This window comes from Pantoea sp. T14, assembly GCF_036663535.1.
GTDB classification, from domain to species: Bacteria; Pseudomonadota; Gammaproteobacteria; order Enterobacterales; family Enterobacteriaceae; genus Pantoea; species Pantoea phytostimulans.
The window spans coordinates 104,468-130,067 of the sequence record NZ_JAWUEB010000020.1 but is presented as its reverse complement, the minus strand read 5'-3'; the positions used below and the strand labels follow the sequence as shown (position 1 = coordinate 130,067).

The window sequence follows — 25,600 nt, the reverse complement described above, 5'->3', positions numbered from 1 at the left end:
CAGCTATTCCACTTGATTTGTGAGGGTTTGAATGACCAAAGAAATGCAAACTTTAGCTATTGCTCCTCTTGGTAACCTGGAATCATACATTCGGGCTGCCAATGTCTGGCCGATGCTGTCGGCAGAAGAGGAAAAAGCGTTGGCTGAACGGCTGCATTACCAGGGCGATCTGGATGCGGCAAAGACGCTGATCCTGTCTCACCTACGCTTTGTAGTTCATATCGCTCGTAATTATTCCGGTTACGGCCTGCCGCAAGCGGACCTGATTCAGGAGGGCAACATCGGCTTAATGAAAGCCGTGCGTCGCTTCAACCCTGAAGTGGGTGTGCGTCTGGTTTCTTTTGCCGTGCACTGGATTAAAGCCGAGATTCACGAATACGTGCTGCGTAACTGGCGTATCGTGAAAGTCGCTACCACGAAAGCACAACGTAAGTTGTTCTTTAACCTGCGTAAAACCAAGCAGCGTCTGGGCTGGTTTAACCAGGATGAAGTTGAAATGGTTGCGCGTGAACTGGGCGTAAGCAGTAAAGACGTGCGTGAAATGGAATCACGTATGGCCGCACAGGATATGACCTTCGATATGTCCGCAGACGATGAAAGCGGTGAAGGTAAATCCATGGCACCCGTGTTGTATCTGCAGGATAAAACCTCAGACTTCGCGGACGGCATCGAAGAGGATAACTGGGATTCGCATGCGGCAGACAAGCTGAGCTATGCGATGGAAGGCCTCGACGAACGCAGCCAGCACATTATCCGTGCACGTTGGTTAGATGAAGACAACAAAACCACGCTGCAAGAGTTAGCCGATCAGTACGGCGTGTCAGCAGAACGTGTGCGACAGCTCGAGAAGAATGCCATGAAAAAACTGCGTATGGCGATCGAAGCGTAATAACGCGAAGCGTTAATGAAAGAGGGCGACAACATGTCGCCCTTTTTGTTGCCTGTGGTTTATAGCCTGAAACTCACTTCACCCAGCCGTCGGTTTGCGCCCTGAATCCACAGGCCTGCATAAACGCCGCACGAATTCTTTGATCATCACTGCCATCATCCGCAATCCACCAATCCGCCAGCGACGGATTCTGCGCCATGGTCTCTTCCAGCAGATATTGCCCAACGCCGCGACGCCGCGTGGCATCCCGCACCCTTAAGCGATGTACCTTTCCGTGTATCCCCGAAATTTCCAGTTGCAGCGCAGCTAACAAGCGGTCATTAAAACGCGCCGCATACAGCCGATGATTCTCGCTCAGCGACTGCTCTAACTTTTCTATGTCCAGTTCAGGCCAAACTTTGCCTAAGTCGATGCGGTCCTGCGTTGTAAACGCTGTTAAGCGCAGGATAGTGAGTTTCATGGCAAACACCTGTTGGTTTAAAAGAGGAAGTGTAGCGAAATTATACAACCACAGCGCCAACAGATTTTCCTGAATAAAACAGGTCAAAAGTTGGCCTGGATGCCAGAATGATAGTTGTAAACAAGTAAACCTGAGGCATAAACCAGCATAATGCGCTGGAGAAATGGTGAAAATACGGCCATTGCATCCAGTAGATTATGCTGCGTAACCCTGCCGTTACTGAATATGTCAGTTGATTTACCGAAGAAACATCCTGTTTAATGAGCTGAAAAATAAAGCCTTATTACCAATAAATGCCAGAAAAGCGTGCTAACTCATTATTGTTTAATCAGTTTTCAACTTTATCTGGCAGAAAATAAAGCAACTCACAACAAACACGACATAACAGATGGGGTAGTTCGGATGAAGATGAAAGGTCGCGCGTTACTGGCAGGATGCGTTGCACTGGCGATGAGCCATGCTGCGCTGGCAAAAGATATTAAAGTGGCCATCGTTGGTGCGATGTCAGGTCCGGTTGCACAATATGGCGATATGCAGTTCGCAGGCGCAACGCAGGCCATTGAAGACATCAACGCGAAAGGCGGCATCAACGGTGACAAGCTGGTTGCGGTAAAATATGACGATGCCTGTGACCCAAAACAAGCGGTCGCCGTGGCGAACAAAGTGATTAACGATGGCATCCGCTATGTGATTGGCCATCTTTGCTCCTCTTCAACTCAGCCCGCTTCTGACATCTATGAAGACGAAGGCGTACTGATGATTACGCCAGCCGCTACCGCGCCAGACTTAACCTCTCGCGGATACAAGCTGATTATGCGTACCACCGGCCTCGATTCTGACCAAGGCCCTACGGCGGCAAAATATGCGATGAGCGAGATCAAACCACAGCGTATCGCTATCGTTCATGACAAACAGCAATATGGCGAAGGCCTGGCGCGTTCGGTACAAAAAAGTCTGAAAGACGCAGGCGCTAACATTGTGATGTTTGAAGGTATCACCGCAGGCGATAAAGATTTTTCTACGCTGGTGGCCCGCCTGAAAAAAGATAACGTCGATTTCGTCTACTTCGGCGGTTACTACCCAGAAATGGGCCAGATCGTACGCCAGGCGCGTGCAGCGGGCCTGAAAACCCAGTTTATGGGGCCAGAAGGCGTGGGCAATGCCTCGCTGTCGAACATTGCTGGTGCTGCCTCTGAAGGCATGCTGGTGACGTTACCGAAGCGTTACGATCAAGTGCCAACCAACAAAACCATTGTTGATGCGCTGAAAGCCAAAAAGCTCGATCCAACCGGCCCCTTCGTCTGGACCACCTACGCGGCATTGCAATCGCTGGTGGCTGGTATGGAGCGCAGCAAGAGCGCAGAGCCAGAAGATATTGTGAAGAACCTGAAACAGGGCGCAGCCGTGCCGACCGTGATGGGCGACCTGAGCTGGGATGAGAAGGGCGACCTGAAAGGCTTCGAATTTGGTGTGTTCAAGTGGCATGCCGACGGTACGTCTACTGCGGTGAAATAAGTTTTAGGGGCGGCTTTAATGCCGCCTTTATCAACACGGCTTTACTTTCCGCCTGGCTGTCAAAGATTCACGCTAACGCATTCAGTTCACGGACGTTTTTTTTAAGGTACATTCTATGTCCGAGCAATTCCTCTATTTCCTTCAGCAAATGTTCAACGGTGTTACCCTCGGCAGCACCTACGCGCTGATCGCCATCGGTTACACCATGGTTTACGGCATTATCGGCATGATTAACTTCGCCCACGGCGAGGTCTACATGATCGGTAGCTACGTCTCCTTCATCGTGATTGCCGCCCTGATGATGATGGGCATCGACACTACGTGGCTAATGATTGCCGCCGGTTTCGTGATGGCGGTGATCATTTCCAGCGCTTACGGCTGGAGCATTGAGCGCGTGGCATATAAGCCGGTGCGCTCTTCTAAGCGATTGATCGCACTGATCTCCGCGATCGGTATGTCGATCTTTCTGCAAAACTACGTCAGCCTGACGCAAGGTTCCCGCGACCTCGCGCTGCCAAGCTTGATTACCGGGCAATGGACGGTAGGCGAAAGCAACGGCTTTGCCGCCACCATTTCAACCATGCAAATTGTTATTTGGATTGTGACCTTCCTGGCGATGCTGGCGTTGACCACGTTTATCCGCTATTCCCGCATGGGCCGCGCCTGTCGCGCCTGCGCTGAAGACCTGAAAATGGCCAGCCTGTTGGGGATCAACACTGACCGCGTGATTTCGCTGACCTTTGTGATCGGTGCGGCGATGGCGGCAGTTGCAGGTGTGCTGTTAGGCCAGTTCTACGGTTCAATCAACCCCTTTATCGGCTTTATGGCGGGGATGAAAGCGTTTACCGCGGCGGTTTTAGGCGGCATTGGCAGCATTCCCGGCGCGATGATTGGCGGATTAGTATTGGGTATTGCTGAAGCACTGACATCGGCCTACCTCAGCACTGAATATAAAGATGTGGTTTCGTTTGCCTTGCTGATTGTGGTGCTGTTGGTGATGCCGACCGGAATTCTGGGGCGTCCGGAGGTCGAAAAAGTATGAAGTCTTCCTTCGTTAATGCACTTATCTCCTCGCTGATGCTGCTGGTTCTCGCCACCTTTTTCATGGGGTTGCGCCTGAACCTGGATGGCACGAATTTGATAGTACAGAACGCCGGTAGTCTGCGGTGGGAATGGATCGCTGTCGCCTGCGTGGTGGTATTCTTATTCCAGCTGATGCGCCCAGTGTGGCAGAGCGGCATGAAGAAAGTTTCGTTGCCCGCGTTCGTATTACCCGGCATTGATGGTTCCACGCCAAAGCAGAAACTGGTGATGGGGATCATGATCCTGGCCGCTGTTGCCTGGCCGTTTTTGGTCTCACGCGGTACCGTCGATATCGCCACCATGACGTTGATTTACATCATGCTTGGCCTTGGCCTCAACGTAGTGGTTGGCCTTTCTGGCCTGTTAGTATTGGGCTACGGCGGTTTCTATGCGATTGGCGCTTACACTTTCGCGCTGCTTAATCACTATTTCGGTTTAGGTTTCTGGGAATGTCTGCCGCTGGCGGGCATTGTGGCAGCGATGTTTGGTCTACTGCTGGGTTTCCCGGTGCTGCGCTTGCGTGGCGACTATTTGGCGATTGTGACGCTTGGCTTTGGCGAAATTGTGCGTATTTTGCTGCTCAATAACACCGACATCACCGGTGGTCCAAACGGCATCAGCCAGATCCCCAAACCCACCTTTTTCGGGCTGGAGTTTAACCGCACCCCGCGTGATGGCGGCTGGGATACCTTCCATAACGTCTTTGGCCTGAAATACGATCCCAGCGACCGCATCATTTTCCTCTATTTGGTTGCGCTACTGCTGGTGGTGCTCACGCTGTTTGTGATCAATCGTCTGCTGCGCATGCCGCTGGGCCGTGCGTGGGAAGCGCTGCGTGAAGATGAAATTGCCTGCCGCTCGCTGGGCCTCAGCCCAACGCGTATCAAGCTCACCGCTTTTACTATCAGCGCCGCCTTTGCCGGGTTTGCCGGTAGCCTGTTTGCAGCACGACAGGGCTTTGTTAGCCCCGAATCCTTTACCTTTGTTGAATCCGCCTTTGTACTGGCGATTGTGGTGTTGGGCGGCATGGGTTCGCAGTTTGCCGTGATTCTCGCCGCCATTCTGTTGGTGGTTTCGCGTGAACTTATGCGCGATCTCAATGAATACAGCATGTTGGTGCTGGGTGGATTAATGGTGCTAATGATGATTTGGCGCCCGCAAGGTCTGCTGCCGATGAAGCGTCCACACCTGAAACTCAAGCAGGGTAAAAAAGGAGAGCAGGCATGAGTCAGCCTTTGTTAGCCGTTGAAGGCCTGATGATGCGCTTCGGCGGCCTGTTAGCCGTGAATAACGTGGCGCTGGAACTGCGTCCGCAAGAGATCGTTTCTTTGATTGGCCCAAATGGCGCCGGCAAAACCACCGTTTTTAACTGCCTGACCGGTTTCTACAAACCCACTGGCGGCAGCATCAAGTTACGCGATCAGCATCTTGAAGGGTTGCCGGGCCAAAAGATTGCGCGCATGGGCATCGTTCGCACCTTCCAACATGTGCGTCTGTTCCGCGAAATGACGGTGATTGAAAACCTGTTAGTGGCGCAGCATCAGCACCTGAAAAGTGGCGTGTTCTCTGGATTATTGAAAACGCCAGCGTTTCGCCGCAGCGAAAGTGAAGCGTTGGATCGCGCCGCAACCTGGCTGGATCGCGTGGGCTTGCTGGAAATGGCAAACCGGCAGGCGGGCAACCTGGCGTATGGTCAGCAGCGTCGTCTGGAAATCGCCCGCTGCATGGTGACACGCCCAGAAATTCTGATGCTGGATGAACCCGCGGCGGGTTTGAACCCCAAAGAAACCCACGAACTGGATGAGTTGATTGCTGAACTGCGCGGTGATCACAAGGTTTCCGTGTTGTTGATTGAACACGATATGAAGCTGGTGATGGGTATTTCCGATCGTATTTACGTGGTGAACCAAGGAACGCCATTAGCCAACGGCACGCCGGAAGAGATTCGCAATAACCCGGATGTGATCCGTGCCTATTTAGGAGAGGCGTAACATGGCCAACACGATGCTAACCATTGAGAATGTCAGCGCGCATTACGGCAAAATCCAGGCGCTGCACAATGTCAGCCTGTATATCAACCAAGGCGAAATCGTCACCTTGATTGGCGCGAACGGCGCAGGTAAAACCACGCTGCTCGGCACGTTGTGTGGCGAACCTCGCGCCACGCAGGGCTCCATCACCTTTGACGGTAAAGCCATAACCGACTGGCAAACTGCACGCATCATGCGTGAAGCGATTGCGATTGTGCCGGAAGGGCGTCGCGTATTTTCACGCATGACGGTGGAAGAAAATCTGGCGATGGGTGGTTTTTTTGCCAGCCGTCAGCAGTATCAGGAGCGCATCAAGCGGGTTTATGCGCTGTTTCCGCGTCTGGATGAGCGCAGATTACAGCGCGCAGGAACTATGTCCGGTGGCGAACAGCAGATGTTAGCGATTGGTCGTGCATTGATGAGCCAGCCGCGTCTGTTACTGCTGGATGAGCCTTCACTCGGTCTGGCTCCGATTATTATTCAGCAAATTTTCGATACCATTGAGCAGCTGCGTAGCGAAGGGATGACCATTTTCCTTGTGGAGCAGAATGCGAATCAGGCATTGAAACTGGCCGATCGGGGTTACGTGTTGGAAAACGGCCATGTGGTGCTGGAAGATACCGGCGCTGCGTTGTTATCCAATGAAGCGGTACGCAGTGCTTATTTAGGCGCCTAGTTTTCCTGTTGCTCTAACTCAAGTACGAGGTCGTTTGTCCCCCACCTCAGTCCTCTCAAGTACGAGGTCGTTTGCCCCCCACCTCAATCCTCCCCCATAAATGGGGGAGGAAGACGCTGCTCTATGTTAGTGAGGAAGCGGCATGTGGCAGCGTCTCCTTCCCCTGCTTTGCGGGGGAAGGCCGGGATGGGGGACAGCGCGCAGATGAGGTCATTTGCCCCCACCTCAATCCTCTCAGGTGCGAGGTCGTTTGCCCCCCACCTCAGTCCTCCCCCATACATGGGGGAGGAAGACGCTGCAATATGCTCGCTCTGAAATTGCCTGTAGCAGCGTCTCCTTCCCCTGCTTCGCGGGGGAAGGTCGGGATGGGGGACAGCGCGCAGATGAGGTCATTTATCCCCCACCTCAGTCCTCCCAGGTGCGAGGTCGTTTATCCCCCACCTCAATCCTCCCCCATACATGGGGGAGGAAGACGCTGCTCTATTTAGTGAGGAAGCGGCATATGGCAGCGTCTCCTTCCCCTGCTTTGCGGGGGAAGGCCGGGATGGGGGGCAGCGCGCACCATCAAAAAACGCTTCGATCCACTTCACTCTGCTTAAATCCTGAAATCCCGCTGTAACCTCTCTGTCATTAAGCCGTTATTTATCCGTCATTTTCCCGTGTCATGTTACGTCGCGAACAAAAAAATGCGCGATCTTGCGCGTACTTACCTGCACAGGAAAACAATATGTCCGTGTTTACTTTTCGTCGTAGCCTGATGAGTGCGGTGCTGGGCCTGACGCTCAGCAGCAATGCGCTCGCCGCCACTGAAATTCCTTTCTGGCACTCAATGGAGGGCGAATTGGGTAAAGAAGTTGACTCTTTGGCGCAGCGTTTTAACCAGGCGCACCCCGATTACAAAATTGTTCCGACCTACAAAGGTAACTACGAGCAGAGCCTGGCCGCTGGCATTGCGGCGGTGCGTACCGGCAAAGCGCCGGCGATTTTGCAGGTTTATGAAGTCGGCACTGCCACCATGATGGCATCGAAAGCCATTGTGCCCGTGCATCAGCTCTTCCAGGATGCAGGCATCGCGTTTGATGAAAAACAGTTCGTTCCTACCGTTTCCGGCTATTACAGTGACTCAAGCGGCCATCTGATCTCACAACCGTTTAACAGCTCTACGCCGGTGCTTTACTACAACAAAGATGCGTTTAAAAAAGCGGGTTTGAATCCCGATCAACCGCCAAAAACCTGGCAAGAACTGGCGAAAAGCGCCGATGCGCTGCGTAAAGCGGGCATGAGCTGTGGCTACGCCAGCGGTTGGCAAGGCTGGATCCAAATTGAAAACTTCAGCGCCTGGCACGCGTTGCCGGTTGCAACCAAAAACAACGGTTTCGATGGTACTGACGCGGTGCTGGAGTTCAACAAACCGGTCCAGGTTCGTCATATCCAGATGCTGGAAGAGATGAACAAAAAAGGTGACTTCACCTACTTTGGTCGTAAAGACGAATCCACCGCCAAGTTTTATAACGGCGATTGCGCTATCACCACCGCTTCTTCCGGCTCGCTGGCCGACATCCGCCATTATGCGAAATTCAATTTCGGCGTAGGCATGATGCCGTATGACGAAACGGTCGCGAACGCGCCGCAAAATGCCATCATCGGCGGGGCGAGTTTGTGGGTGATGAAGGGCAAAGATGCAGGCACTTATAAAGGCGTTGCGGAATTCATGCAGTTCCTCGCGCAGCCAGAAATTGCAGCCGAATGGCATCAGAAAACTGGTTATCTGCCTATTACCACCGCGGCTTATACACTGAGCAAGCAGCAGGGTTTTTATGACAAAAATCCAGGTGCCGATATCGCCACTCGTCAGATGCTGAACAAACCGCCATTGCCGTTTACCCAAGGTATGCGTCTGGGCAACATGCCGCAGATCCGTACCGTGATTGACGAGGAGCTGGAAGGCGTCTGGACCGGCAAGCAGTCACCACAAAACGCGCTGGATAACGCCGTGAAACGTGGCAACGATCTGCTGCGTCGTTTCGAACAGCAAGTTAAGTAATTGCCCTTCAGGGCCAGCTTATCCTGGCCCTTGTTCTCCTTTACGCAGAGCACGCTATGTCTTCATCTCGTCCGGTATTTCGCACCAGCGCGTTGCCCTATCTTCTGGTGCTGCCGCAATTGCTGATTACGGCTATTTTCTTTCTCTGGCCTGCCGGAGAAGCGCTGTGGTATTCGCTACAAAACCTCGATCCTTTTGGCCTCTCCAGCACTTTTGTCGGTTTAGATAATTTCAAGCGCCTGTTCGCTGATGAATATTATCTGGCGTCGTTTTGGACCACGATAAAATTCAGTGGATTGGTCACGGTGTGCGGCATGACCTTTTCGCTGCTGCTGGCAGCGCTGGTGGATTACGTCATTCGCCTGCGCAAGCTCTATCAAATGCTGCTGCTGCTGCCCTATGCCGTCGCGCCGGTTGTCGCAGCGGTATTGTGGATGTTCCTGTTTAATCCTGGGCTTGGCCTGTTCAGCTACTTGCTGAACCATGTCGGTTATAACTGGAACTACGCGCAAAACAGCGGCCAGGCGATGTTCCTGATTGTGCTGGCCTCTATCTGGCAGCAGATGAGCTATAACTTCCTGTTTTTCTTCGCTGCACTGCAATCTATCCCTAAGTCGCTGGTGGAAGCGGCGGCAATCGATGGCGCAGGTCCGGTGCGCCGCTTCTTTAATTTATCGCTGCCGCTGATAACACCAGTGAGTTTCTTCCTGCTGGTCGTGAATCTGATTTACGCCTTCTTCGATACCTTCCCGGTGATCGATGCCGCCACCGGCGGCGGTCCGGTTCAGGCCACTACCACGCTGATCTACAAAATTTATCGCGAAGGATTTACTGGCCTGGATCTGTCGTCCTCGGCGGCGCAATCCGTGGTGCTGATGCTGCTGGTGATTGGCTTAACGGTGATTCAGTTCCGCTTTGTGGAGCGTAAGGTGCAATACCAATGATTGAAAATCGACGCGGGCTGGATATCTTTAGCCACATCGTTTTGGTGCTTGGCGTGCTGACCATTCTGTTTCCGCTGTATGTCGCTTTCGTGGCCGCCACGCTGGATAACGAAGCGGTTTATCAGGTGCCAATGACGCTAATTCCCGGCACGCATTTATGGGAGAACGTCTCGCGCATCTGGACACAGGGCGTCAACGGTAACGGCCCGGCTTTTGGCATGATGCTGCTCAACAGCATGATCATGGCGCTCGGCATCACCTTCGGCAAAATCGTGGTGTCGATCCTCTCCGCTTTTGCGCTGGTGTGGTTTCGCTTTCCGCTGCGCACGCTGTTCTTCTGGCTAATTTTCATCACCCTGATGTTGCCGGTTGAAGTGCGTATTTTCCCCACTGTGCAGGTGATCGCGGATCTGAACATGCTCGACAGCTACAGCGGTTTAACGCTGCCGCTGATGGCCTCTGCGACCGCGACATTCCTGTTTCGCCAGTTTTTTATGTCATTACCCGATGAGCTGGTTGAAGCGGCACGCATTGATGGCGCCAGCCCGATGCGCTTTTTCTGGGACATCGTACTGCCGCTCTCCAAAACCAATCTGGCAGCGCTGTTCGTCATCACCTTTATCTACGGCTGGAACCAATATCTTTGGCCGCTGCTGGTGATCAACGACGCCAGCCTGGGAACCGCAGTAGCCGGGATAAAAAGCATGATCTCCAGCAGCGGTTCGCCTACGCAGTGGAACGAAGTCATGGCAGCAATGTTATTAACCCTGATCCCACCGGTGGTGGTGGTATTCGTCATGCAGCGCGCCTTTGTGCGTGGCCTGGTTGAGAGTGAGAAATAAGAGATGGCAGGTGTAACGCTTCAGGCGGTGACAAAATCCTACGATGGTAAAAATCAGGTCATTCAACCGCTGAATGTCACGGTGAATGAGGGCGAATTTATGGTAATGGTGGGGCCGTCCGGCTGCGGCAAATCAACCCTGCTGCGCATGGTCGCTGGGCTGGAGCGCGTCAGCTCAGGCGATATTTATATCGATGGCAAACGTGTCACCCACGAAGAACCGAAAGATCGCGGTATTGCGATGGTGTTTCAGAATTACGCGCTCTATCCGCACATGTCGGTAGAAGAGAACATGGCGTATGGCTTAAAGATTCGCGGCATGGGCAAAGAGCAGATCCGCCAGCGCGTACTGGATGCCGCACGCAGTCTTGAGCTGGATCCACTTTTAAGCCGCCGTCCGCGTGAGCTTTCTGGCGGGCAGCGCCAGCGCGTTGCGATGGGCCGGGCGATTGTGCGCGAACCGGCGGTATTTTTGTTTGATGAACCGCTGTCCAATTTAGATGCACGGCTGCGTGTGCAGATGCGGTTGGAACTGCAACAGTTGCATCGCCGCCTGAAAACCACCAGCCTGTATGTCACGCACGATCAAGTGGAAGCGATGACGCTGGCGCAAAGAGTAATGGTGATGAACAAAGGCATTGTCGAGCAGATCGGCACGCCGGTTGATGTCTATGAACGGCCCGCCAGCCAATTCGTTGCCGCGTTTATCGGTTCGCCGGCCATGAATCTGCTGAAAGGAGACATCAGCAGCGACGGCACGCGTTTCACCCTTAATGCCTCCTGCGCGCTGCCGCTTGGCATAAATAAAGCGAAATGGGCAAACCGGCCAATGGTACTCGGCATTCGCCCGGAACACATTCAGATCAGCAGCCGCGAGCAGGCAGGCATTCCGATGGTGGTCGAAACGCTGGAGATGCTGGGCGCGGACAACCTGGTACATGGGCGTATTGGCGAGTCACGTTTAGTGGTGCGCTTGCCCTACAGCGAACGTCCCAAGGTGGGCAGCACGCTGTGGCTGCATCTGCCAGCAGATGCGTTACACTTCTTCGATTCAACCCATGGAAAGCGTCTGGAATGAGTCAAAAAAACTGGCCTTACCCGCACATCGTCGCGCATCGCGGTGGCGGTAAACTGGCACCGGAAAACACCTTAGCGGCGATTGATATCGGTGCGAAATATGGTCATTTGATGATTGAGTTCGATGCCAAACTGTCGAACGATGCGCAAATTTTTCTGCTGCACGATGACACGCTTGATCGAACCAGTAACGGTTGGGGCATCGCCGGAGAGTTGTCCTGGGACAAGCTGGCGAAACTCGATGCGGGCAGCTGGTTTAGCCGCGACTTTAACGGTGAACCGCTGGCGCTGTTGGCCGACGTCGCCGCGCGCTGCCGTCAGCATCAGATGATGGCGAACATCGAAATCAAACCTACAACTAACAGCGAAGTTGAAACCGGTCGCGCTATCGCGCAGGCTGCGGCGCAACTGTGGCAAGGTCAAACCGCACCGTTGCTCTCCTCTTTCTCTTATGAAGCGCTGGAAGCCGCCATGCAGGTTGAACCTGAGCTGCCGCGCGGATTGTTGTTGCACAGTTGGGATAAACAGTGGCAGGAGAAGACCACCGCGCTGGATTGCGTGTCGATACACCTTAATCACAAGGTGTTGAGTGCAGCTCGCGTTGCTGAACTCAAAGCAGCAGGCTTACGCATTTTGGCTTATACCGTAAATAACCCTGAGCGGGCGCGGGCGTTGCTGAAGTGGGGCGTCGATGCCATCTGTACCGATCGCATCGACATCATTGGCCCCGATTTTACCTAGTTCTGATTCTGTTGCTGGCCCGGCTGCGTTCTAATCACACGCTGCTGGGCACTGTCACGCTGTTCCTGCATTTTGCGCTGCACGTCCTGATTTTGCTGCTGCTGATCCTGCTGCAACTTCCTTTTTTGCTGTTGCTGCTGGTTCTGCATCTGCGACTGCATCCGCTGCTGGCTCGGATTGTAGCCCGGTTTGTTCGGATCATTAGTGCTGTTCAGCGTGTTCGCCATGCTGGTTAACGGCAAGAGCGCCGCAAAAACAATTAGCCATCTCTTCATAAAAAATCCTCCGTAAGCGCGATCGCTGCTGTGTGCAATAGGCTGAAATCAACCTTTAGATTGCCTCTTCTAGTTTATTAGATATCACAAACTCCACATTTAAGAGTGTGCCGAATTTGACTTAACCCTCAATAATTTGCTGTATTTGTAATCACTTGAAGAAATGATAAAAAAATGTAAATAACAGAGGATGGTGGCAGGATGAAAATTCAAGGCAAGGTGCGCCAGCTCGGCTGGTCGTTGTTAATGAGTTTCGTGGTGGTGAGTGGGGCCAGTGCGGTCCCTAATTCGACTCCGCCGGTTTCGTATGGCGTCGACAGTGACACCTTTCACCCGGTAAAAGCGCAGCACGGCATGGTGGCCTCAGTGGATGCGATGGCGACAAACGTCGGTGTTGATATTCTGCGTCAGGGCGGCAATGCCGTTGATGCAGCCGTTGCCGTGGGATTCGCCTTAGCCGTGACGCATCCGCAGGCAGGTAACCTGGGTGGCGGAGGTTTTATGCTGCTGCGCACTGCATCAGGCCGCACCACTGCCATCGATTTTCGTGAAATGGCGCCGGGCCACGCTTCACGCGATATGTTCCTCGACAAGCAAGGCAACGCTGACAGCAAGCTTTCACTGACTTCTCATCTCGCGTCTGGCACGCCAGGCACCGTGGCCGGTTTTGCCTTAGCCGCGCAGAAATATGGCACATTGCCACTGAGCACCTTGCTGGCACCGGCCATTAAACTGGCGCGCGACGGCTTTGTGGTTAACGATGCGCTGGCTGATGATCTGAAAACCTACGGCAAAGAAGTCTTGATCACCCATGCCAACAGCAAAGCTATTTTCTACAAGCCGGACGGTACGCCGTGGCAGAAGGGCGATCGTCTGGTGCAGAAGAATCTGGCGCGTAGCTTAACGTTAATTGCGCAGCAGGGACCGGATGCATTTTACAAAGGCAATATTGCCGACGAAATCGCCGGAGAAATGGCGCAGCACGGTGGTCTGATTAACAAAGCGGATTTAGCGGCTTACCGCGCGGTTGAGCGCAAGCCCGTCAGTGGCACCTATCGCGGTTATGAGGTCTTTTCGATGCCGCCTCCTTCTTCCGGTGGCATTCACATCGTTCAAATCCTCAATATTTTGGAAAACTTTGATTTAGCGAAGATGGGCTTTGGCAGCGCCGATGCGATGCAGGTAATGGCTGAAGCGGAGAAATACGCTTACGCTGACCGCTCTGAATATCTTGGCGACCCAGATTTCGTCAGAGTTCCTTGGCAGGCATTGACCAGCAAAGCCTATGCGAAATCGCTGGCGCAGCAGATTGATGTGGCAAAAGCGCGTCCTTCCAGTGAGATCAAACCCGGCAAACTCGCGCCTTATGAAAGCAATCAGACCACCCATTTCTCGGTGGTGGACAAGAACGGCAACGCGGTCGCGGTAACGTACACGCTCAACACCTATTTCGGCAGCGGCATTGTGGCGGGCAACAGCGGCATCCTGATGAACAACGAAATGGATGATTTCTCTGCCAAACCCGGCACGCCAAACGTTTACGGATTGGTTGGCGGAGAAGCGAATGCTGTACAACCGGCGAAACGTCCGCTCTCATCGATGTCTCCGACCATTGTGGCGAAAGAGGGTAAAACCTGGCTGGTTACTGGCAGTCCAGGCGGTAGTCGAATCATCACAACTGTGCTGCAAATGGTGGTGAACAGCATCGATTTTGGCATGAATGTGGCCGAAGCAACTAACGCACCGCGCTTCCATCATCAATGGTTGCCGGATCAGCTACGTGTTGAAAAAGGCTTTAGCCCGGATACGCTGCGCCTGCTGGAGAATAAAGGTCAGCACGTAAAAGTTCTGCCCGCTATGGGCAGCACCCAGAGCATTATGATTGGGCCAGATGGCACATTATATGGCGCATCCGATCCGCGCAGTGTGGACGATCTCAGCGCGGGTTATTAAGTCTTTAAGGCACCGGTTAGGTGCCTTTTTTAGGGGGAATAACAGAAAGGTTTTCGTTTGGCTTCGAATAATCCCTTTTAACATCAAGGGTTTTTTGAATTAATTAAATGAAAATTATTCTCAAAAACACTTTACAGACGCGAATGATAATGATTATTATTGCCATGCGTTCTCGGGACTCCAACGACGTCCTTAGAAAGCACGACATTGCTCACATTGCTTCCAGTATTATTTAGCCAGCCCGGGTGCTGGCTTTTTTTTTACTGCGTATAAGCGGTTTCTTACCTTCGTTCCCACCAGCCAGCCCCAATGACGGTATGGTACAAAATGCGCGTCTACGGGACGCCATCTTCATCATTTTTTTTGAACAGAGGAATGAAGTTTTTCAGCTATCAATCTTTTCCCCTCAGGCACAGACTACATAAAACATTGAGGAGATTTGAACATGATCTATTTACGTAAAGCTGAAGAACGCGGCCATGCCAATCACGGTTGGCTGGATAGCTGGCACACTTTCTCCTTTGCCGACTATTACGATGCCAACTTTATGGGCTTCTCGGCGCTGCGCGTGATCAACGAAGATGTGATCGATGGAGGGCAGGGTTTTGGCACTCATCCGCACAGAGACATGGAAATTCTGACTTATGTGTTGTCCGGCACCGTTGAGCACCAGGACAGCATGGGCAATAAAGAGCAGATTCCCATCGGTGAATTCCAGATCATGAGCGCCGGTACCGGTGTGCGTCATTCGGAATACAACGCCAGCAAAACGGATGCGCTGCACCTGTATCAGATCTGGATTATCCCTGAGCGCACCGGCATTGAACCGCGCTACGATCAGCGCCGGTTCCCGGATATAAAAGGTCGCCAATTTGTCCTGACACCGGATGCGCGTGACGGCTCGTTGAAGGTTTATCAGGATATGACGCTATCGCGTTGGCTGTTTGCCGCCGGGGACAGCGACAGCGTGGAGATTGAAGCGGGTCGCCGCGTCTGGATCCAAGTGGTGAAGGGCGATGTAAAGGTCAATGGTCAGCCCGCTGGAACCAGCGATGCGTTCGCTATTTGGGATGAAAATACACTGACAATTGAAGCGGACAGCGCTGCCGAAGTGCTGCTGTTTGATCTGCCGCCAGTCTAAAACGTTAAGGGGCGCGCATCGTCGTGCCCCATTGGCAATTCCATGACAATTTAATGTTAGACTCATCGTAAATTAGCTTTCAGCTGACTCCAGGCGCTTACGATGAAGAAAAAAAGACCGGTATTACAGGACGTTGCCGATCGCGTCGGCATTACTAAAATGACCGTCAGCCGCTATCTGCGCAATCCCCAGCAGGTCTCCGCTGCGCTGGGCGAGAAGATCGCCGTGGCGCTGGATGAACTCGGTTATATCCCCAATCGCGCCCCCGATATGCTTTCTAACGCCACCAGTCGCGCCATCGGCGTGCTGCTGCCTTCGCTGACCAATCAGGTATTTGCCGATGTACTGCGTGGCATCGAAGCCGTTACCGATGAAGCGGGCTACCAGACGCTGGTGGCGCACTTTGGCTATAACCCGCAAAAAGAGGAGTTGCAGCTACGATCGCTGTTGGGCTGGAATATTGATGGGGTGATCCTGACGGAACGCAGCCATACGCCGGGCACGCTGCGCATGCTTGAAGTGGCGGGGATCCCGGTCATAGAAGTGATGGACAGCGTAACGCCTTGTCTGGATATGGCGGTGGGTTTTGACAACGTCGAAGCGGCACGTCAGATGACACAGGCTATCCTGAATAAAGGCCATCGACACACCGTCTATTTAGGTGCTCGCCTTGATGAACGTACGTTGCAAAAGCAGCGTGGCTACGAAAAAGCGATGCAGGAAGCGGGGCTCACGCCGCACAGCGTGATGATGGAAGATGCCTCTTCGTTCAGTGCCGGTGGTGAGTTGTTATGTGAAGCGCAACGTCTTTACCCTGAAACAGACAGCCTGTTTTGTACCAATGATGACCTGGCGGTTGGTGCGATGTTTGAGTGCCAGCGTCAGGGATTACACGTGCCGACGCAAATGGCGATTGCTGGATTCCACGGACATGATATTGCGCTAGTGGTGACGCCGCCTTTAGCGACAGTGCTGACGCCACGCGACCGTATGGGACGTGAAGCTGCCGCGCTGTTACTGGCGCGTATTGCGGGCGATCACAGTGTAAGCCAGCCGCTGGATGTGGGTTTTGAAATAGCGGAAGGCGGCAGCATCTGATTCTGTCGAATCTTTGAGTCAGTTCACACTTTTGTGCTTTTCCGGGTAAAAGGGTTGCCAGGCTGTTAAGCGGTCAAGACAATGAGAAATGACATTGTTATCGGTAACATTGGCAATTCCACCTGCCGGAGAAGAAAAATGACAACGCACTCCCCGTCGCATCACGTCTTTATCCTGATGGGCGTTTCAGGCAGCGGCAAATCTGCCGTCGCCAACCAGGTTTCGCATCAACTGAATACCGCCTTTCTCGACGGTGATTTTCTCCATCCGCGTGCCAACATCATGAAAATGGCAGAGGGTCATCCGCTGGATGACAACGATCGCCAGCCGTGGCTACAAGCCCTTAATGATGCAGCATTTGCGATGCAGCGCACCCAAGAGATCTCCATTATTGTCTGCTCCGCGCTGAAAAAGCGTTACCGTGACATCCTGCGTCAGGGCAATGCCAACCTGAGTTTTGTCTACTTGAAAGGGGATTTCGATACCATCGAGTCACGCCTGAAAGCGCGCAAAGGCCACTTCTTCAAGCCGCAAATGCTGGTGACGCAGTTCGCCACGCTGGAAGAGCCGGGCAGTGACGAGCCGGACGTACTATCAGTGAATATTGATCATTCACTCGACGAGGTTGTAGCGGCTACGGTTGCGACCATCAAGGAAGCAATCAATCAAGGCTAGGCAATGAATACCGCAACACTCGTTTTGACGGCAGCAGGCTCAGTCCTGCTGCTGCTGTTTTTGGTGATGAAAGCCCGCATGCATGCTTTTGTTGCTTTGATGATTGTCTCTGTGGGGGCGGGTTTGTTTTCCGGCATGCCGCTGGATCAAATCGCTGAAACCATGCAGAAAGGGATGGGCGGTACGCTCGGTTTTTTGGCTATTGTCGTGGCGTTGGGCGCAATGTTCGGCAAAATTTTGCATGAAACTGGCGCAGTTGACCAAATCGCCATTCGCATGTTGAAAGCTTTTGGCGAAAGCCGTGCGCACTACGCGATGGGTATCGCAGGATTGATCTGTGCGCTGCCGCTGTTTTTTGAAGTCGCAGTGGTGTTGCTGATCAGCATCGCTTTCGCGGTGGCACGTCGCACTCAAGGTAATCTGGTGAAACTGGTGATCCCGCTGTTTGCGGGCGTTGCGGCGGCGGCAGCTTTTCTACTGCCGGGACCTGCGCCAATGTTGCTGGCTTCACAGATGCACGCCGATTTCGGCTGGATGATTTTGCTGGGCCTGTGCGCCGCCATTCCGGGCATGTTGATTGCTGGTCCGCTGTTCGGCAACTTCATCGGTAATCACGTGACCTTCAGTTCGCCGCCGGAAGATCATCAACCTGATGTTGATGAAAACAAGCTACCATCCTTTGGTTTTAGCCTGTCGCTGATTTTGTTTCCGCTGGTGTTGGTTGGCCTGAAAACCATTGGCGCGCGCTTTACCACCGAAGGCACTTCGCTGTATCAATGGCTGGAGTTTATTGGCCATCCGTTTATTGCGATTTTACTGGCTTGCCTGGTGGCGATTTATGGTCTGGCTTATCGTCAGGGCATGGACAAAGAGAAGGTGATGCAGGTATGCGGCAGTGCGCTGCAACCGGCGGGGATTATTCTGCTGGTGATTGGTGCGGGCGGTGTATTTAAGCAGGTGCTGGTCGATTCTGGCGTGGGCCCGGTGTTGGGCAATGCGCTGACCGGAGCTGGTCTGCCGATCGCGCTGGCCTGTTTTATTCTCTCTGGCGCGGTACGTGTGATTCAAGGTTCGGCGACCGTCGCGTGCTTAACCACGGTGGGGTTGATCATGCCGGTGATTGAGCCGCTGCATTACAGTGGCGCGCAGCTGGCTGCGTTGTCGATTTGTATTGGCGGCGGGTCGATCATTATCAGTCACGTGAATGATGCGGGTTTCTGGCTGTTCGGGCGCTTTACCGGTGCCAGCGAAGCGGAAACATTGAAAACGTGGACGTTGATGGAAACCATCCTCGGCACGGTCGGTGCCATTGTCGGTATGATCGCGTTTACGTTGTTGTCGTAATGAGGCATCGTTTGTCCCCCACCTCAGTCTTCTCAAGTGCGAGGTCGTTTGTCCCCCATCCCGGCCTTCCCCCGCATCGCGGGGGAAGGAGACGCTGCCACATGCCGTCTCATCACTAACATAAAGCAGCATCTTCCTCCCCCATTTATGGGGGAGGACTGAGGTGGGGGACAGCGCGCAGAGGCCAATAACGCGCAGAAGCCAATAACATGCAGTAAGCAGGACCTACCCAAACTACAACTTTAAATAAACCCGAATCCCATCCAAAAACATCTGCGTGGCCAGCATGATCAGAATTAACCCCATCAGACGTTCCAGCGCATTCACACCTTTATCACCCAGTAACCGCAGAAACAGGCCTGACAGCAGCAGGATTACCACCGTAGCGCCCCAGGCGATCAGCAGCGCGCCTACCAGATACGACATTTGATGGGGATATTGATGCGATAACAGCATCAAGGTTGCCAGCAGTGAAGGGCCTGCAACCAGCGGAATCGCCAGCGGTACCAGAAAAGGTTCTTCTCCCGCAGACAAACCGGTACTGCTGCTTTCAGGAGAAGGGAAAATCATTTTTATTGCGATCAGGAACAGGATCACGCCACCCGAAATTGAAACGGTTTCCGTACGCAGATTCAAAAACGCCAGGATGCGTTCACCCGCAAACAGAAACAGCAACATAATTGCCAGGGCGATCAGCATTTCGCGGATCAACACAATACGCCGCCGCTTGGGTTCCAGATGCTTCAAAACCGACATAAAAATCGGTAAATTGCCCAGTGGATCCATAATTAGCAACAATAATATTGTCGCAGAGATCATTTCAGTCATTCGTTTTACATCATCTTATTGTCGATAAATTACTGTTATTAGGTGCGCTGCTGAAAAAGTTAGCGCCATCGAATTAATTCACTTGCCAGATGTGCTGCATTTTGTAGAGTTGGTCGTCATATACCCTACAGACTTCACGCCGCCGGTGCGTTGGCTGCACGACTTCACCCCAGTCACTTACCAGAGTAAGCGCTTGGGGCTGAATCAGCTTGCCGCCTTCCTGCAACGCGAAGTCTGTAGGGTAACGGTAATTCTCATTATTACGCAGAGTGGAGTGAAAGTGGCATTCCGCTCTTCCCATCGATAAAAGTCAGGTCGTTAACACCGCCTGAGACGGACACAACATGAAGAATGTAGGTTTAGTTGGTTGGCGCGGTATGGTCGGCTCTGTGCTGATGTCCCGCATGATCGAAGAACGCGATTTTGATGTCATCAATCCGGTCTTCTTCTCCACCTCGCAGCATGGTCAGGCGGCGCCAGAGTTTGGCGGTAAACACCATGGCACGCTGCAGGATGCGTTTGATATCGATGCACTAAAGGCGCTGGATATCATTATTACCTGCCAGGGCGGCGACTATACCAGTGAAGTTTATCCTAAGCTGCGCGCCAGCGGCTGGAAAGGTTACTGGATTGATGCGGCGTCCACGCTGCGTATGAAAGAGGATGCCATCATCATCCTCGATCCGGTAAACCAACAGGTTATTCGTCAGGGCATTGACAGTGGTCTCAATACCTTTGTCGGCGGGAACTGTACCGTAAGCCTGATGCTAATGTCGCTCGGCGGTCTGTTTGCGCAAAATCTGGTTGAGTGGGCCTCGGTGGCGACATATCAAGCTGCATCAGGTGGCGGTGCGCGTCACATGCGCGAACTGCTGACTCAAATGGGCATGTTGCACGATCACGTAGCGAAATCGCTGCAGAATCCCGCCTCAGCGATTCTTGATATCGAACGTAGCGTGACTGACTTCACTCGCTCCGGCACGCTGCCAACCGATAACTTCGGCGTGCCGCTGGCGGGCAGCCTGATTCCATGGATCGACAAGCAGTTGGACAATGGCCAGAGCCGCGAAGAGTGGAAAGGCCAGGCCGAAACCAACAAGATTCTGGGCACGCAGCACACTATTCCAGTCGATGGCTTGTGCGTGCGCGTCGGCGCGCTGCGCTGCCACAGTCAGGCATTTACCCTGAAGCTGAAAAAAGACCTGCCGCTGGCCGACATTGAACAACTGCTGGCTTCGCACAATGAATGGGTAAAAGTCGTGCCAAACGATCGTGAATTAACGATGCGTGAACTCACGCCTGCCGCTGTCACCGGCACGCTGACTACGCCAGTGGGTCGCTTGCGCAAGCTCAATATGGGGCCGGAATACCTTTCCGCCTTTACGGTTGGCGATCAACTGTTGTGGGGCGCTGCTGAGCCGCTGCGTCGTATGCTGCGCCTGCTGGTCGACTAATTCTGAAAACCTCTTCCAAAGGCCGAAAAACTTCGGCCTTTTCTCTTTTTATCCTGTAATAAGTCAATTAGCTTGCCTCCCGGAAGTGATCCGCTTCCCCTTTTTGTCTGTTAGTTAATAATTTTTTTGGTTTCTTCCCTGGCAACTTCTCTCGCCAAGCTATGATTTAACAATGATGTGCCGCTAGTAAACTGTTTTGATTTTTGAACTGAATGGTTGTTGTACACGGCAAAGACTCTTTCCCACGGACTGGCTTATCTCCCTTGCCGTTGTACTCATGGCTCAATGAAGAGCAGTGCATCTGTTGCGCGAGACAAGTCGCATCCATTTCGCCTGCCAAATATCACAGGAAGAAAGTCATGTCAGAGCTTCCCGATCGCCAGGCGATCAATGCCCTGTTTGCGGGTAATTACGCCGATCCCTTTTCGTTATTAGGGATGCACCAGACTGAGCAAGGACTTGAAGTGCGAGCCTTGCTACCCGAAGCCTCGGAAGTCTGGGTTATTGAAACCAACACCGGGCGTAAACTGGCCCAACTGAAATGTGTCGATTCGCGTGGCTTTTTTAGCGGCGTGATTCCGCGTCGTAAAAAGCCGTTTCGCTATCAGCTGGCGGTAAACTGGCACGGCCAGCAAAATTTACTGGATGATGCTTATCGCTTTGGCCCGCTGCTGGAAGAGATGGATGCGTGGTTGCTGGCGGAAGGGACGCATTTACGTCCTTATGAAACCTTAGGCGCACACGGCGCGGTGATAGATGGCGTTAACGGTACGCGCTTTTGCGTCTGGGCGCCGAATGCACGCCGCGTTTCGGTGGTAGGCGATTTCAACTTCTGGGATGGACGTCGTCACCCGATGCGCCTGCGTCAGGAGATGGGCATCTGGGAACTGTTTGTTCCCGGCGCGTTTAACGGTCAGCTCTACAAATTTGAAATCATCGATGCCAACGACAAGTTGCGCATCAAAGCTGATCCCTTTGCCTTTGAAGCGCAGATGCGTCCAGAAACCGCGTCAATGATTTGTGGCCTGCCCAACAAAGTGGAGATGAGTGCCGAGCGCAAAGCCGCCAATGCTTTCGACCAGCCTATCTCAATCTATGAAGTGCATCTGGGCTCCTGGCGTCGTCACACCGACAACAATTTCTGGCTGAGTTACAAAGAGCTCTCTGAGCAGCTGATTCCCTACGTCAAAGAGATGGGTTTTACCCACCTTGAATTGCTGCCGATTAACGAACATCCGTTTGATGGAAGTTGGGGGTATCAGCCGCTGGGTATGTACGCACCAACGCGTCGTTTTGGTGCGCGCGATGAATTCCGTGACTTCATCGCCAGTGCTCATGAGGCGGGCCTGAACGTGCTGCTGGATTGGGTGCCGGGCCATTTCCCTAGCGATGATTTTGGTTTAGCGAAATTTGACGGCACCGAACTCTACGAGCACAGCGATCCGCGTGAAGGCTATCATCAGGACTGGAACACGCTGATTTATAACTTCGGTCGCCGTGAAGTCAGTAATTACCTCTCCGGCAACGCGCTGTACTGGCTGGAGCGGTTTGGCATTGATGGATTGCGCGTAGATGCGGTGGCATCAATGATTTACCGCGACTACAGCCGCGCTGAAGGTGAATGGGTTCCCAATCATTTCGGTGGCCGTGAAAACCTCGAAGCCATTACCTTCTTACGTTACACCAACCGTACTTTGGGCCATGCGGCAGAAGGCACGATCACCATGGCGGAAGAGTCCACCGATTTCCCTGGCGTTTCACGTCCACCGGAAAGTGGCGGATTGGGCTTCTGGTTCAAATGGAATCTCGGTTGGATGCACGACACGCTGGACTACATGAAACTCGATCCGGTGCATCGTCGTTTTCATCACAATCTGATGAGTTTCGGCATGATGTACAACTACACCGAAAACTTTGTGTTGCCGCTGTCGCACGATGAAGTGGTACATGGCAAGCGCTCTATTTTGGATCGCATGCCGGGCGATGCATGGCAAAAATTTGCCAATCTGCGGGCTTATTACGGCTGGATGTGGGCGTTTCCCGGTAAAAAGCTGCAGTTCATGGGCAATGAATTTGCCCAAGGCAGAGAGTGGAATCACGATACCAGCCTCGACTGGCATCTGCTGGAAGGCGAAGACAACTGGCACCACGGCGTACATCGCCTGGTGCGCGACCTTAACTTCACTTATCGCCACTACACGCAGCTCTATCAGCTTGACTACGATCCGGCAGGCTTTGAGTGGCTAGTGGTTGATGACGCTGAAAATTCGGTATTTGTGTTTATCCGCCGCGATCGTGAAGGTAACGAGATGATTGTTGCCAGTAACTTCACGCCAGTTACGCGTCCCGGTTACCGTTTTGGTGTGAATCAAGCGGGCAACTGGCGCGAGGTGCTTAACACCGACCAGCACGAATATCATGGCAGCGATGTACGTAACCATTTAGTGCATACCGATCAGATTGAAAGCCATGGACGACCACAATCGCTGAGTCTGAGTCTGCCACCGCTTGCCACTGTGTGGTTGGTGCGGGAGGCCGAATGACATTAAAACCCGGTCAGCCTGAACCGTTAGGTGCTGTTTACGATGGTAAAGGGGTTAACTTTACCCTGTTTTCACAGCATGCCGAACGCGTCGAACTTTGTCTGTTTGATGATCATGGCGTTGAACACCGTTTTGACTTGCCGGGCCGCACTGAAGATATCTGGCACGGCTATTTTCCTGCGCTTAAACCAGGCCAGCGCTATGGCTATCGCGTTCATGGCCCTTGGGCACCGCAAAAAGGGCATCGCTTTAATCCGGCCAAGCTGTTGGTGGATCCTTGTGCCCGCGAGGTGGTGGGCGATGTACCGGATGATCCGCGTTTTCAAAGTGGTGAAGTTGAACCCGATCCCTTGGATAACGCGGCGATAGCGCCTAAGTCGCTGGTGGTGGCGGAAGATTTCGACTGGGAAGATGATATTGCACCGCGCACGCCGTGGGGAAAAACGGTTATTTATGAAGCTCACGTGCGTGGGTTAACCCTCCAGCACCCGGATATTCCGGAAACGCTGCGCGGGACTTACGCGGCGCTAGGCCATCCTGTTATGGTGGATTATCTCAGCCACCTTGGCATCACCGCCATCGAACTGCTGCCGATTGCCCACTTTGCCAGCGAGCCGCGTTTGCTGCGGCTTGGATTAAGCAATTATTGGGGCTACAACCCGTTTGCACTTTGGGCTGTCGACCCACGTTACGCCGCTGGGCAGGATGGTGCAACGCCTTTGCAGGAGTTCCAACAGGCGGTGAAAAATCTGCACGCCGCAGGTATTGAAGTGCTGCTGGACGTGGTGTTTAACCACACCGCAGAACTGCACGAGGCGGGCCCAACGATCTCGATGCGTGGTATCGACAATGCCAGCTATTACTGGCTCAACGAGCAGGGCGATTACGAAAACTGGACCGGCTGTGGCAACACAGTCAACCTTAATCATCCGCGGGTAATGGAATGGACGCTGGAAGCGCTGCGCTATTGGGTACGCGTTTGCCACGTTGATGGTTTCCGTTTTGACCTCGCTACGGTAATGGGCCGCACACCCGATTACCAGCGCGATGCGCCGCTATTCGAGGCGATACGCGCTTGCCCGCTGCTGTCGACGTGCAAATTGATTGCCGAGCCTTGGGATATCGGTCCCCACGGTTATCAGGTGGGTAACTATCCGCAGCCCTTTGCTGAATGGAACGATCAGTTTCGTGATACTGCGCGCCGCTATTGGCTACGCGGCGAAATGAGCAACAGTGATTTTGTCCGGCGCTTTGCGGCTTCCAGCGATCTTTATCAGCGTGAGGCAAGGCAACCTCATGCCACGATTAATCTCATTACCGCCCATGACGGTTTTACGCTGTGCGATCTGGTGAGCTTCAACAATAAACATAACGAAGCCAACGGCGAAGACAACCGCGACGGTCATGGCAGTAACTTTAGCCACAATCACGGCAAAGAAGGGCTTAGCGTTAGCTTCGATGTCATTGAGCGCCGACGCCTCAGCGTGCATGGCTTACTCACCACGCTGCTGCTGTCGCAAGGCACACCTATGCTGTTGGCTGGCGATGAGCGTGGCAACAGCCAACACGGAAACAACAACGCTTATTGTCAGGACAACGCGCTTAGTTGGCTTGACTGGCAGGAAGGCGATAACGGCTTGGTCGATTTCACCGCTGCATTGATCCATCTGCGCCAGCGCATTCCCGCGCTGACCAAGGATCGCTGGTGGCAGCCGGGTGACGACAATGTGCAGTGGCTCAATGCCAGCGGCAAACCACTGCAGCACGAAGAATGGACGCAGGGGGCGCATAGATTGCAGATCCTGCTCTCCGGCCGCTGGTTAATAACAATAAACGCCACGGAATCGGTGAGTGATATCGCCTTACCAGACGGAGAATGGCGTGCCCTTCCTCCTTTCGCCGGGGACGATAACCCCATTTTGTTAACTGTCTGGCATGGTCCCGCACACGGTGTGTGCGTGTTCCAAAAGCAATCATAAGGAGTCAGAC

General features: G+C 53.3%; 23 protein-coding genes. 19 read left to right on the top strand and 4 right to left on the bottom strand.

What is annotated here, in order from left to right; translation table 11 throughout:
* Nucleotides 1-31 precede the first annotated feature (31 nt).
* A complete protein-coding gene (gene rpoH / locus SC127_RS08880; protein WP_215845353.1) occupies nucleotides 32-889 on the top strand; it encodes an RNA polymerase sigma factor RpoH in 858 nt (285 codons plus the stop codon).
* A gap of 73 nt (nucleotides 890-962) precedes the next feature.
* On the opposite strand, the gene panM is transcribed toward rpoH, so the two are convergent.
* Complete coding sequence (gene panM, locus SC127_RS08875) at nucleotides 963-1,349, bottom strand: aspartate 1-decarboxylase autocleavage activator PanM (RefSeq protein ID WP_215845354.1); 387 nt, start codon at nucleotides 1,347-1,349, stop codon at nucleotides 963-965.
* Nucleotides 1,350-1,751: 402 nt separating this feature from the next.
* Here panM and SC127_RS08870 point away from each other — a divergent pair, with 402 nt between their 5' ends.
* The 10 genes from SC127_RS08870 to ugpQ all read left to right on the top strand — a co-directional run bounded on the left by SC127_RS08870 (nucleotide 1,752) and on the right by ugpQ (nucleotide 12,300).
* Nucleotides 1,752-2,864 carry a branched-chain amino acid ABC transporter substrate-binding protein gene (locus SC127_RS08870; protein WP_332625991.1) on the top strand — a complete coding sequence of 371 codons (1,113 nt, stop codon included), beginning with the start codon at nucleotides 1,752-1,754 and terminating at the stop codon, nucleotides 2,862-2,864.
* 115 nt (nucleotides 2,865-2,979) lie between these two features.
* A complete protein-coding gene (livH, locus tag SC127_RS08865; protein ID WP_215845356.1) occupies nucleotides 2,980-3,906 on the top strand; it encodes a high-affinity branched-chain amino acid ABC transporter permease LivH in 927 nt (308 codons plus the stop codon).
* Nucleotides 3,903-5,174 (top strand): high-affinity branched-chain amino acid ABC transporter permease LivM, encoded by a 1,272-nt coding sequence (locus SC127_RS08860; RefSeq protein ID WP_215845357.1) that lies wholly within the window; start codon nucleotides 3,903-3,905, stop codon nucleotides 5,172-5,174. Before livH ends, SC127_RS08860 begins: the two co-directional genes overlap by 4 nt.
* A complete protein-coding gene (livG, locus tag SC127_RS08855; RefSeq protein ID WP_215845358.1) occupies nucleotides 5,171-5,938 on the top strand; it encodes a high-affinity branched-chain amino acid ABC transporter ATP-binding protein LivG in 768 nt (255 codons plus the stop codon). The genes SC127_RS08860 and livG overlap by 4 nt, the downstream gene beginning before the upstream one ends.
* A 1-nt stretch (nucleotide 5,939) precedes the next feature.
* On the top strand, nucleotides 5,940-6,653 hold the full coding sequence (gene livF, locus SC127_RS08850; RefSeq protein ID WP_215845359.1) for a high-affinity branched-chain amino acid ABC transporter ATP-binding protein LivF: 714 nt from the start codon (nucleotides 5,940-5,942) through the stop codon (nucleotides 6,651-6,653).
* 727 nt (nucleotides 6,654-7,380) lie between these two features.
* Nucleotides 7,381-8,697 carry a sn-glycerol-3-phosphate ABC transporter substrate-binding protein UgpB gene (gene ugpB / locus SC127_RS08845; RefSeq protein WP_332625990.1) on the top strand — a complete coding sequence of 439 codons (1,317 nt, stop codon included), beginning with the start codon at nucleotides 7,381-7,383 and terminating at the stop codon, nucleotides 8,695-8,697.
* Nucleotides 8,698-8,753: 56 nt separating this feature from the next.
* Nucleotides 8,754-9,641, top strand: a complete 888-nt coding sequence (ugpA, locus tag SC127_RS08840) for a sn-glycerol-3-phosphate ABC transporter permease UgpA (protein ID WP_332625989.1) — start codon at nucleotides 8,754-8,756, stop codon at nucleotides 9,639-9,641.
* Entirely contained in the window at nucleotides 9,638-10,483 is an 846-nt protein-coding gene (gene ugpE / locus SC127_RS08835) for a sn-glycerol-3-phosphate ABC transporter permease UgpE (RefSeq protein WP_215845361.1), read from the top strand. Before ugpA ends, ugpE begins: the two co-directional genes overlap by 4 nt.
* Before the next feature lie 3 nt (nucleotides 10,484-10,486).
* Complete coding sequence (locus SC127_RS08830; protein WP_332625988.1) at nucleotides 10,487-11,560, top strand: sn-glycerol-3-phosphate import ATP-binding protein UgpC; 1,074 nt, start codon at nucleotides 10,487-10,489, stop codon at nucleotides 11,558-11,560.
* A complete protein-coding gene (gene ugpQ / locus SC127_RS08825) occupies nucleotides 11,557-12,300 on the top strand; it encodes a glycerophosphodiester phosphodiesterase (protein ID WP_243079876.1) in 744 nt (247 codons plus the stop codon). The genes SC127_RS08830 and ugpQ overlap by 4 nt, the downstream gene beginning before the upstream one ends.
* On the opposite strand, the gene SC127_RS08820 is transcribed toward ugpQ, so the two are convergent.
* Nucleotides 12,297-12,575, bottom strand: a complete 279-nt coding sequence (locus SC127_RS08820; RefSeq protein ID WP_243079875.1) for a DUF2756 domain-containing protein — start codon at nucleotides 12,573-12,575, stop codon at nucleotides 12,297-12,299. The two genes, ugpQ and SC127_RS08820, sit on opposite strands and share 4 nt — an antisense overlap.
* A 201-nt stretch (nucleotides 12,576-12,776) precedes the next feature.
* Between SC127_RS08820 and ggt the strand changes: the two genes are divergently transcribed.
* The 5 genes from ggt to gntU all read left to right on the top strand — a co-directional run bounded on the left by ggt (nucleotide 12,777) and on the right by gntU (nucleotide 18,786).
* Nucleotides 12,777-14,528: a gamma-glutamyltransferase gene (ggt, locus tag SC127_RS08815; RefSeq protein WP_332625987.1), complete on the top strand. Its 1,752-nt coding sequence runs from the start codon at nucleotides 12,777-12,779 to the stop codon at nucleotides 14,526-14,528.
* 445 nt (nucleotides 14,529-14,973) lie between these two features.
* Nucleotides 14,974-15,669, top strand: a complete 696-nt coding sequence (locus SC127_RS08810) for a pirin family protein (protein WP_332625986.1) — start codon at nucleotides 14,974-14,976, stop codon at nucleotides 15,667-15,669.
* A gap of 102 nt (nucleotides 15,670-15,771) precedes the next feature.
* Nucleotides 15,772-16,767 (top strand): gluconate operon transcriptional repressor GntR, encoded by a 996-nt coding sequence (gntR, locus tag SC127_RS08805; RefSeq protein ID WP_243079873.1) that lies wholly within the window; start codon nucleotides 15,772-15,774, stop codon nucleotides 16,765-16,767.
* A 138-nt stretch (nucleotides 16,768-16,905) separates the two neighbouring features.
* Complete coding sequence (gntK, locus tag SC127_RS08800; protein WP_215845365.1) at nucleotides 16,906-17,442, top strand: gluconokinase; 537 nt, start codon at nucleotides 16,906-16,908, stop codon at nucleotides 17,440-17,442.
* 3 nt (nucleotides 17,443-17,445) lie between these two features.
* Nucleotides 17,446-18,786 (top strand): gluconate transporter, encoded by a 1,341-nt coding sequence (gene gntU / locus SC127_RS08795; protein ID WP_243079872.1) that lies wholly within the window; start codon nucleotides 17,446-17,448, stop codon nucleotides 18,784-18,786.
* A 234-nt stretch (nucleotides 18,787-19,020) separates the two neighbouring features.
* Here gntU and SC127_RS08790 read toward each other — a convergent pair whose 3' ends face one another.
* The gene (locus SC127_RS08790) at nucleotides 19,021-19,614 is read right to left on the bottom strand and encodes a YhgN family NAAT transporter (RefSeq protein ID WP_215845366.1); all 594 of its coding nucleotides are present in this window, start codon (nucleotides 19,612-19,614) and stop codon (nucleotides 19,021-19,023) included.
* 73 nt (nucleotides 19,615-19,687) lie between these two features.
* Nucleotides 19,688-19,915 (bottom strand): hypothetical protein, encoded by a 228-nt coding sequence (locus SC127_RS08785; RefSeq protein ID WP_332625985.1) that lies wholly within the window; start codon nucleotides 19,913-19,915, stop codon nucleotides 19,688-19,690.
* Nucleotides 19,916-19,958: 43 nt separating this feature from the next.
* On the opposite strand from SC127_RS08785, the gene asd reads away from it, so the two are divergent.
* The 3 genes from asd to glgX all read left to right on the top strand — a co-directional run bounded on the left by asd (nucleotide 19,959) and on the right by glgX (nucleotide 25,590).
* Entirely contained in the window at nucleotides 19,959-21,068 is a 1,110-nt protein-coding gene (asd, locus tag SC127_RS08780; protein WP_243079871.1) for an aspartate-semialdehyde dehydrogenase, read from the top strand.
* A gap of 359 nt (nucleotides 21,069-21,427) precedes the next feature.
* Complete coding sequence (gene glgB / locus SC127_RS08775) at nucleotides 21,428-23,611, top strand: 1,4-alpha-glucan branching enzyme (RefSeq protein WP_215845369.1); 2,184 nt, start codon at nucleotides 21,428-21,430, stop codon at nucleotides 23,609-23,611.
* Nucleotides 23,608-25,590 carry a glycogen debranching protein GlgX gene (glgX, locus tag SC127_RS08770; RefSeq protein ID WP_332625984.1) on the top strand — a complete coding sequence of 661 codons (1,983 nt, stop codon included), beginning with the start codon at nucleotides 23,608-23,610 and terminating at the stop codon, nucleotides 25,588-25,590. Before glgB ends, glgX begins: the two co-directional genes overlap by 4 nt.
* Nucleotides 25,591-25,600: the final 10 nt, after the last annotated feature.

Bases quoted from the DNA above. Each gene is read 5' to 3' on its own strand.
- rpoH (WP_215845353.1), top strand. From the start codon at position 32: ATGACCAAAGAAATGCAAACTTTAGCTATTGCTCCTCTTGGTAACCTG.
- panM (WP_215845354.1), bottom strand. From the start codon at position 1,349: ATGAAACTCACTATCCTGCGCTTAACAGCGTTTACAACGCAGGACCGC.
- SC127_RS08870 (WP_332625991.1), top strand. From the start codon at position 1,752: ATGAAGATGAAAGGTCGCGCGTTACTGGCAGGATGCGTTGCACTGGCG.
- livH (WP_215845356.1), top strand. From the start codon at position 2,980: ATGTCCGAGCAATTCCTCTATTTCCTTCAGCAAATGTTCAACGGTGTT.
- SC127_RS08860 (WP_215845357.1), top strand. From the start codon at position 3,903: ATGAAGTCTTCCTTCGTTAATGCACTTATCTCCTCGCTGATGCTGCTG.
- livG (WP_215845358.1), top strand. From the start codon at position 5,171: ATGAGTCAGCCTTTGTTAGCCGTTGAAGGCCTGATGATGCGCTTCGGC.
- livF (WP_215845359.1), top strand. From the start codon at position 5,940: ATGGCCAACACGATGCTAACCATTGAGAATGTCAGCGCGCATTACGGC.
- ugpB (WP_332625990.1), top strand. From the start codon at position 7,381: ATGTCCGTGTTTACTTTTCGTCGTAGCCTGATGAGTGCGGTGCTGGGC.
- ugpA (WP_332625989.1), top strand. From the start codon at position 8,754: ATGTCTTCATCTCGTCCGGTATTTCGCACCAGCGCGTTGCCCTATCTT.
- ugpE (WP_215845361.1), top strand. From the start codon at position 9,638: ATGATTGAAAATCGACGCGGGCTGGATATCTTTAGCCACATCGTTTTG.
- SC127_RS08830 (WP_332625988.1), top strand. From the start codon at position 10,487: ATGGCAGGTGTAACGCTTCAGGCGGTGACAAAATCCTACGATGGTAAA.
- ugpQ (WP_243079876.1), top strand. From the start codon at position 11,557: ATGAGTCAAAAAAACTGGCCTTACCCGCACATCGTCGCGCATCGCGGT.
- SC127_RS08820 (WP_243079875.1), bottom strand. From the start codon at position 12,575: ATGAAGAGATGGCTAATTGTTTTTGCGGCGCTCTTGCCGTTAACCAGC.
- ggt (WP_332625987.1), top strand. From the start codon at position 12,777: ATGAAAATTCAAGGCAAGGTGCGCCAGCTCGGCTGGTCGTTGTTAATG.
- SC127_RS08810 (WP_332625986.1), top strand. From the start codon at position 14,974: ATGATCTATTTACGTAAAGCTGAAGAACGCGGCCATGCCAATCACGGT.
- gntR (WP_243079873.1), top strand. From the start codon at position 15,772: ATGAAGAAAAAAAGACCGGTATTACAGGACGTTGCCGATCGCGTCGGC.
- gntK (WP_215845365.1), top strand. From the start codon at position 16,906: ATGACAACGCACTCCCCGTCGCATCACGTCTTTATCCTGATGGGCGTT.
- gntU (WP_243079872.1), top strand. From the start codon at position 17,446: ATGAATACCGCAACACTCGTTTTGACGGCAGCAGGCTCAGTCCTGCTG.
- SC127_RS08790 (WP_215845366.1), bottom strand. From the start codon at position 19,614: ATGACTGAAATGATCTCTGCGACAATATTATTGTTGCTAATTATGGAT.
- SC127_RS08785 (WP_332625985.1), bottom strand. From the start codon at position 19,915: ATGGGAAGAGCGGAATGCCACTTTCACTCCACTCTGCGTAATAATGAG.
- asd (WP_243079871.1), top strand. From the start codon at position 19,959: ATGAAGAATGTAGGTTTAGTTGGTTGGCGCGGTATGGTCGGCTCTGTG.
- glgB (WP_215845369.1), top strand. From the start codon at position 21,428: ATGTCAGAGCTTCCCGATCGCCAGGCGATCAATGCCCTGTTTGCGGGT.
- glgX (WP_332625984.1), top strand. From the start codon at position 23,608: ATGACATTAAAACCCGGTCAGCCTGAACCGTTAGGTGCTGTTTACGAT.